The organism is Streptomyces sparsogenes, assembly GCF_001704635.1.
In the GTDB taxonomy this organism is placed as follows: Bacteria; Actinomycetota; Actinomycetes; order Streptomycetales; family Streptomycetaceae; genus Streptomyces; species Streptomyces sparsogenes.
In genome coordinates, this window is sequence record NZ_MAXF01000025.1 from 38,803 (window position 1) to 45,917 (window position 7,115).

Annotated in this window: 8 protein-coding genes; 5 read left to right on the forward strand and 3 right to left on the reverse strand. The window is 69.9% G+C overall.

Annotated features, from left to right (window positions below; translation table 11 throughout):
• Positions 1-135 precede the first annotated feature (135 nt).
• The gene (locus BBH68_RS05110) at positions 136-567 is read left to right on the forward strand and encodes an ATP-binding protein (RefSeq protein ID WP_065959154.1); all 432 of its coding nucleotides are present in this window, start codon (positions 136-138) and stop codon (positions 565-567) included.
• Here the strand turns inward: BBH68_RS05110 and BBH68_RS05115 are convergent, their stop codons facing one another.
• Positions 568-1,851: a helix-turn-helix domain-containing protein gene (locus BBH68_RS05115; RefSeq protein WP_065959156.1), complete on the reverse strand. Its 1,284-nt coding sequence runs from the start codon at positions 1,849-1,851 to the stop codon at positions 568-570.
• A gap of 196 nt (positions 1,852-2,047) precedes the next feature.
• Here BBH68_RS05115 and BBH68_RS05120 point away from each other — a divergent pair, with 196 nt between their 5' ends.
• Together BBH68_RS05120 and BBH68_RS05125 are read left to right on the forward strand one after the other, a co-directional pair.
• The gene (locus BBH68_RS05120) at positions 2,048-2,488 is read left to right on the forward strand and encodes a glycine-rich domain-containing protein (protein ID WP_065959157.1); all 441 of its coding nucleotides are present in this window, start codon (positions 2,048-2,050) and stop codon (positions 2,486-2,488) included.
• Positions 2,489-2,643: 155 nt separating this feature from the next.
• Complete coding sequence (locus BBH68_RS05125) at positions 2,644-3,336, forward strand: class I SAM-dependent methyltransferase (RefSeq protein WP_065959158.1); 693 nt, start codon at positions 2,644-2,646, stop codon at positions 3,334-3,336.
• Between the two features lie 183 nt (positions 3,337-3,519).
• On the opposite strand, the gene BBH68_RS05130 is transcribed toward BBH68_RS05125, so the two are convergent.
• Complete coding sequence (locus BBH68_RS05130; protein WP_245737898.1) at positions 3,520-3,981, reverse strand: RrF2 family transcriptional regulator; 462 nt, start codon at positions 3,979-3,981, stop codon at positions 3,520-3,522.
• Between the two features lie 144 nt (positions 3,982-4,125).
• Here BBH68_RS05130 and BBH68_RS05135 point away from each other — a divergent pair, with 144 nt between their 5' ends.
• Together BBH68_RS05135 and BBH68_RS05140 are read left to right on the forward strand one after the other, a co-directional pair.
• Positions 4,126-5,247: an NADH:flavin oxidoreductase gene (locus BBH68_RS05135; protein ID WP_065959160.1), complete on the forward strand. Its 1,122-nt coding sequence runs from the start codon at positions 4,126-4,128 to the stop codon at positions 5,245-5,247.
• A gap of 251 nt (positions 5,248-5,498) precedes the next feature.
• Complete coding sequence (locus BBH68_RS05140) at positions 5,499-6,491, forward strand: methyltransferase domain-containing protein (RefSeq protein WP_211301802.1); 993 nt, start codon at positions 5,499-5,501, stop codon at positions 6,489-6,491.
• Between the two features lie 342 nt (positions 6,492-6,833).
• Here the strand turns inward: BBH68_RS05140 and BBH68_RS05145 are convergent.
• The coding region (locus BBH68_RS05145) for a tectonin domain-containing protein (protein WP_342673115.1) at positions 6,834-7,115 on the reverse strand (282 nt) is incomplete at its 5' end.

Sequence of the window (7,115 nt, forward strand, 5' to 3'; positions counted from 1 at the left end):
TCGCGTCCGAGCGACCTTCCCACACTTCCAGAGGAGAACTAGTTCCGCCAAGTTGGTGGAACTAGTTACCAGGCGTGGCCTATCGTTCTCTCACAGCGTGACAATTCAGTGACGCACCGCGTTGGGAGAACCGCCATGCCCGAAGCCGCCGAAGCCGCCGCCGAACCCCCATACGCCTACCGACTCAGCGCCCCCAACTCCCCCAAGAGCCCCAAGGCCTGCCGCGACGCGATCGCCGCCCTCCTCCAGGCCAACGGCCTGGACGACCTCGCGGACACGGCCCGCCTCCTCGTCTCCGAGGCGGTCACCAACGTCAACCAGCACACCACCACCCGCGTCATCCACATCGACGCCCTCGTCCGCGACCGCATCGCGACGATCGCCGTACGCGACAGCTCCCCGGACGACCTCCCCCGCCCCCGCAGGGCGGCCGCCGACGAAGAAGGGGGCCGGGGCCTCTTCCTGATGAAGCAGCTCGCCCACGCCTGCGGCGTGACCTGGGAGAGCGGCGCCCACCCCACCGGCAAGCACATCTGGTTCGAGCTGCGCGACCCGGTTACCGAGTGATCAGGCGCGGGCCCCGGCGGCTGCCACCAACTCGCGTACTCCGGGGACGTGCGGGTGTCGGGAGCGGAGTTCGGTCACAATCTTCCGAATCGCCGGTCGATCACGGACTTCACCCGGGGACACACGCACTGCGGCGAGGAGTTCGGCCGCCGTCTGTTCCGGCTTGCCCCACCGCCACCATGCACGAGCCAAGTCAGTGTGCATCCTCCCCTTGCGCTCGGCGGTCTTGAACTGTGCGGCCCGCAGACTCCGGCCGACGTTCAAGGCCCGTCCGGCGTCCCCCAGAGCCCAGTGCACGCCTACGGCGTACAGGTCAACGGTGGCGGGGGTGACGGCGAAAATTCGCCCGTCCGGCGATTCATGGGGCAGGTAACGGGCGGCTCGGGTAGCTTCACTGATCATCGCGAGGGCTTGGTCTCGATCCCCGGCGACTGCCGCAGTGTACGAGGTAGTGCACAGCATCTGTGCGTATGCCGATGCCTGAGCGTCAGTCTTCAGCCCAGTGGCCTCGACCTTGGTGACGGCGTCCAGGATGCGGTGCTGGGCAGCAGCCGGCTGTTGAAGGTGGCGCAGGACAATGCTCATCTCGCGTGCCGCTGCAGCGGCCGCGAGGGGAGAGCCGGACAGATCCGCGTAGACCGCTGCCCGATCGGCAGTGCGCCTCGACTCCTCGTAATAACCGATCTTGCTGAGAACCTGAGAGGCAAGGCAGTAGGTGATGGACAGGCGAGCCAGGGACACCTCCTGGCGGCTGCGGGCCGCATGGTGCGCGTCAGCAAAAAGGCCGGGCAGTAGCTTCACCAGCCTGACGTTGTGCCCAGCGTCAAAGTGCGCGCGTGCCGTGGCGAGTCGAACGTCCAGGGGGACGGGGGAGCCGGTCGGCCCACTCGCGAGTGCGTCGTCCAAACCTGTGAGCAGGGTGGCGGGTGCCGCGAGGCCGACGGCAGAGAGCAGTGTGCGGCGGCGCATCGGGTCCTCCTCGGCACGGCACGGCCCTGACGGCGCAACTTTAGTGGTTGCCGGGGCGGATAAGCCGAGGCTCGCGGCTAGCACGTGCACTGGTAGGCCCACCTCGCGCGCGGCGTCTCGGAGAAGTGCCAAGTCACTGTGTCTGCCACGCTGCTCAAGGCGGGAAACCGTAGAAGCGGAGCAACCGATCCGTGCACCCAGCTCCGCTTGGCGCCACCCGAGACTTAGGCGGCCGACGCGGATGAGTCCTCCAGGGTCTCGCTCGTCGATGAGCATACGAACCTCATCGGTGGTCCAGAGCGAATCGACGCTCATCGGTCCTCCCCCATGCGTGGGGCCAGGCGGATTACATACCCAGGGTAAGAGCTCGTTCGCGCTGCGTATGCGTCATCTGCACGATCTGCAAACTGGATGCACGCGGCGGCAATCGATCACCAGGCCCCAGGCGGCGAGCTGTTTCGTGGACGTGTGCCCCCGCTCCGGGCGGTGGGCCCCGACCACGGAGGACAGCATGGTGACAGCAGTCGAGAACAAGATCCGCGACCCGCGGGACTACGTGAAGCCTGAAGTCTGGGACCGTGAGATTCAGCTTCTCATGCGCGACCACCCCTTCGACGCGGTAATGGCCAACCGCTTGTTCGGCGCTGCCATCTCCTATCTGGTCACCGCCATCGAGAAGTGGGGCCAGGGCCTGGAGATGTGCTGCGGCCGCCTGGTCGACATGGCGGTGCACGTCTTCATCCTGGACACGAAGAACTACCGGGAGTGGAGCCACGAGCACTTCGATGGCCGGTTCCTGGAGCACATTCCCGAGGTCGAGTTCAAGTACGACGGCTCGGTCGAACGCACCGCGCGCATCATCGCCGACAACGGCTTCGACGTCGACTGGCCGCTGTGGGAGCGCGACTACTCCAAGTGCGGCCCCTGCCGTCCCGGCGAGAACTGCCACTGACCTGCCCAGGACGCACCAGCCGGGTCCGGCAGCAGCCATGCTGCCGGACCCGGCACCTTCGCCACCTGTACGGAGGGAAAAGAGGCGTTCCCGCTGTGACGGGCGGGAGGCGTGGGTACGGTGTCCAGCCTGTCGGACACCCTCGGAGGACGCCCATGCCGCTCGAGTCGACCACGCTGCCGGAGTATTGGGACACGTACAAGCCGTATCGCGGGGAGGGCGAGCAGCCGACGCCTGATGTCGAGACGTTCGCGTGGACCCAGTACGACGGCCACGGCCCCGGTGAGGAATTTCTGGGCAGTCCGCGCACTGCGCTGGAACTGGGCTGCGCCGAGGGCAAGGAGGCCGTGTACCTCGCTCGTACCGGCGTCGAGGTGACCGCAGTGGACTTCTCCGCCGTCCAGATCGCCCGCGCCCGCCGGTGGTGGGACGGGACCCCCGGGCTGGCATTCGTCGAGGCGGAGGCGTGCGGCTACCTCACTACCACTGAGACGACGTTCGACGCGATCTTCTCCATCTGGGGTGCACTCTGGTTCACCGACCCCGACGACCTGATCCCATTGATCGCCAAGCGCCTCAACCCGGGCGGCGTCCTCGCCTTCTCGCAGGCCGAGCCGATCGAGGGCTACTACGGACCGCAGCCCATGTACGGGAACGGCCTCGCGGGCCGCAAACTCACCCTGCTCCGCTGGTCGTACCCACCTCAGTGGTGGGCCGACCTACTCAAGCGCACCGGATTCGTCGACATCGAGGCCCGGGTGCTCCCCGCTCCGAACCCAGAAGACGTCGGCACGCTCATGGTGCGCGCGAGCGCGCCAAACAAGGTTCTCCCCGCCGACGTGCGCTGACCTCGGCGTGAGCGGCGGTCGACGCCGCCGCTCCGTAGTCCGGCGCCCACCCCACCGGCAAGCACATCTGGTTCGAGCTGCGCGATCCCGCATCGCCGTGACGAGCCACCACCCCCGGACCCGACAGCCGTCCGCCCCGGCCTCGCGAGCTCGGGCCGAGTGGAGGGGACAGCGAGTCAGGGACTACTTCAGTGGTTCAGGCTGCGAGTGGCCCGAGCAGCGGATCTCACGCAGGGCGTCAGCGAGTGTCTGGCCGCCCAGTGTCCTGAGCACGGCCTGCTCGGCCCGCTCGGTCAGACGCTCGAAGTAGCCGGCGGCGTGCGTCGACACCAGGCATTCGTGTTCGGCCTCGGGACGGCAGGTCCACAACGGCTTGTCGCCGACCGCACAGAGGTAGACCTCGGCGAGCGGGATGTCCTGCGGGGGCCGGGCCAGTTTCGCACCGCCCGCACGCCCCATCACGGACTCGACCAGACCCGCTTTGGCGAGTGACGACAACAGCTTGCGGACCAGGCTCGGATTGGTGCCCAGCCGCTCGGCGAGCTGCGCGGAACTCATCACCGGCGGGCCCTCCTCGGCCGCGGCGGCAAGGAGCAAGAGCGTGGTCAGGGCGCTGGAGAACCTGACGTCCAGCACGTGGGGCACCACCCTTTCTTCCCGGACGAAGCATATCGAACGCCGCTACCCTGAGCGGCTTAAAAAGTACCTATCAAAGTTGCACTTTCCCGGGCGGCGATGTGTATCTTTGCCGAACACACATTACTGCCTCACCCCCAGGAGTGCGACGCCATGACCTCTCGCGCGGCCCAGTACCTGGCCAAGCCCTTCACGCTGGGCTCGGCCCAACTGCGGAACCGGATCGTGATGGCCCCCATGACGCGAGCCCAGTCCCCCGGCGGCGTTCCGGGGGGCGATGTCGCCGCCTACTACGCCCGCCGGGCCGGTGCGGGAACCGGCCTGATCATCACCGAGGGCACCTACATCGGCCACCCGACCGCGGGCGACCTGGAGAACGTGCCGCGCTTCCACGGCGAGGAGCAGCTCGCGGGATGGCGCCGGGTCGTCGACGCCGTGCACGCCGAGGGCGGGCGCATCATGCCCCAGCTGTGGCACGTCGGCATCACCCGCCGGGCCGGGAGCCCGCCGTTCACCGAGGCCCCGTCGGTCGGCCCGTCCGGCATCGCGCTCGACGGCACCCCCGGCGCGGGCGAGGCACTCTCCCTCACCGACATCGACAAGATCATCCTGGCCTTCGCCGAGGCCGCGCAGGAAGCCGAACGCATCGGGTTCGACGGCATCGAGCTGCACGGCGCGCACGGCTACCTCATCGACGAGTTCCTCTGGGAGCGGACCAACCACCGCACCGACGCCTACGGCGGCGACCTGCTGTCCCGCACCAAGTTCGCCGCCGACATCGTCGCCGCCATACGCGAACGGGTCGCACCGGACTTCCCGGTGGTCCTGCGCTTCTCCCAGTGGAAGGCCGACAACTACGACGCCAGGCTCGCCACCGACCCGGATCAGCTCCAGACGCTGCTGGAGCCGCTGGCCCGGGCCGGGGTCGACGCCTTCCACGCCTCGACCCGCCGCTACTGGGAGCCCGAGTTCCCCGAGACCGGCCTCGACCTGAACATGGCGGGCTGGACCAAGAAGCTCACCGGCAAGCCCGTCATCACGGTCGGTTCCGTGGGGCTGGACGCCGCCTTCGATCCCAGCTCCTTCGCTCCTGGCACACGGGTCGGCGTGACGAGCGTCGAGGGGCTCTTGGAGCGCCTGGAGCGGGACGAGTTCGACCTGGTCGCCGTCGGCCGCGCGTTGCTGGCGGACCCGGAGTGGGCCCACAAGGTCCTCAGCGGCAAGGAGGACGACCTCACACCGTTCAGCAGCGACGCGCTCCAGACCCTGCACTGAGGCGGTCCGATCGGTTGAGGAGTCTTAAACGGCCGGCGTGCTCCCTCGCGCCCCTGCCGCACGCCCTTGACGCCCCGTCAAGGTGGTTCGGTGGCATCCGCTGACGTCCAAGGGGACCCGGCCGCGCTCGCCCGGCGACTCGCGCGTGACGGCCGGCTCCAGCCCGCCTGGCGGGACGCCTTCACGCGCGTGGACGGGCGGCGTTCCTGCCCGAGCGCGTCTGGGTCCGCGCCGCCGGCGGGTACGAGCCCGTGGACCGCGCCGCCGAACCGGAGCGGTGGCAAGCACTGGCCTACAGCGACGAGGCGCTGGTCACCCAGGTCGAGGATCCGCCCGGCGCCGCCGTGGCGCGCACCCCGTCCAGCTCGGCGAGCATGCCGAGCGTCGTCGCGACGATGCTGCGAGCCCTCGACGTGCACGACGGACAACGGGTCCTGGAGATCGGCGCGGGCACCGGGTACAACGCCGCGCTCCTCTCCGCCCGGCTCGGCAGCCGGCAGGTGACCACCATCGAGGTGGACCCCGCCCTCGCCGACCGGGCGCGCGCCGGCCTGAAGGCCGCCGGCTACCGGCCCGCCGTGCTGACGGCGGACGGCGCGGAGGGGTGGCCCCCGGGCGCGCCGTACGACCGGGTCGTCGCCACCTGCGCCGTGCACGACGTGCCGCGCGCCTGGATCGAGCAGACCGCGCCCGGCGGGGTCGTCGTCCTCCCCTGGGGCACCGCGCTGCGCAACGGCGTACTGCTGCGGCTCACCGTCGAGCACGGCCCGGACGGGCCCGTCGCCTCCGGCCCGGTCGTCGGGGACAGCGCGTTCATGTGGATGCGTGCGCAGGCGCTCCAGCGCGACGTCATGGCCGTCGTCCAGGGTGAGCCGCACCACGGCGGCACTCGCCTCGACCCGAGCTTCCTCGGTGACGACGACGCGTGGTTCGCCGCCGGAGTCCTGGTGCCGGGGTGCCGGTCGGCGGTGGGGCGGGGGCCCGGCGGGGAGTGGACGCTGTGGCTCGCCGACGCGGCCACCGGCTCATGGGCATCCGTGGACTACGAACCCGGCGCCACCGAATACGGGACGGAGCAGCACGGGCCCCGGATGCTCTGGGACGAGCTGGAGGCGGCACACGCCTGGTGGACGCGGGCCGGGCGGCCGGCCCGCACCCGGTTCGGGCTGTCCGTCACCCCTACCGGTCAGCGGGTGTGGCTCGACCGCCCGGACAAGGTCCTCCCCGCCGACGTGCGCGGGTAGGGAGCGCCTTCCACACCCGCGACAGCGCACCGGCGAACACCGGACCGGTCATCGGGTGAGACGCCGCGAACTCCACGCGCGCACCCCCAGGAACACCAGCAGTCCGAACGCGACGCCGTCGCGACCCGGCGGCGGCACCGCCGCCGCGATAACGCTGGCGCTGCTGTGCCTCCCGGGGCTCCTGTACATGCTCTCCAAGACGGTGGGCGTCCCCGGCCACCTGGCGCTGGTGCCTTCGCCAGAGTTAGACCGTCGTCCGCGCTGAGACGCCTGAGGCAGCAGCGCACCACGAATGGCTCCGTGATGCGCTGTCGGCCCCCGACGTGACGCGGCGCCGGGGGCTCAGCCCGGCAGGTCGCCGGTGTAGCGGTAGATGTTCCCGGCCGCGTTCACACCCCACACCGTGCCGTCCGCACCCGCGCCGATGTCCCTCAGCGCACCCGGGATCTGCACCCACGGGTCGGCGTCGTTGTTCGTGTACCGGTAGATGTTCCCGGCCGCGTTCACCCCCCACACGGAGGTGCGGGAGCCGGCGGCGATCGCCTTCAGTCCTCCACTGATCTGCTTCCAGTGGTTGGAGTCCTGGTCGCCGGTGTAACGGTAAATGTTCCCGGCCTCGCCTCG

Excerpts from the sequence above, each read along its gene's own strand:
- BBH68_RS05110 (WP_065959154.1), top strand. The coding sequence starts at position 136 with ATGCCCGAAGCCGCCGAAGCCGCCGCCGAACCCCCATACGCCTACCGA.
- BBH68_RS05115 (WP_065959156.1), bottom strand. The coding sequence starts at position 1,851 with ATGAGCGTCGATTCGCTCTGGACCACCGATGAGGTTCGTATGCTCATC.
- BBH68_RS05120 (WP_065959157.1), top strand. The coding sequence starts at position 2,048 with ATGGTGACAGCAGTCGAGAACAAGATCCGCGACCCGCGGGACTACGTG.
- BBH68_RS05125 (WP_065959158.1), top strand. The coding sequence starts at position 2,644 with ATGCCGCTCGAGTCGACCACGCTGCCGGAGTATTGGGACACGTACAAG.
- BBH68_RS05135 (WP_065959160.1), top strand. The coding sequence starts at position 4,126 with ATGACCTCTCGCGCGGCCCAGTACCTGGCCAAGCCCTTCACGCTGGGC.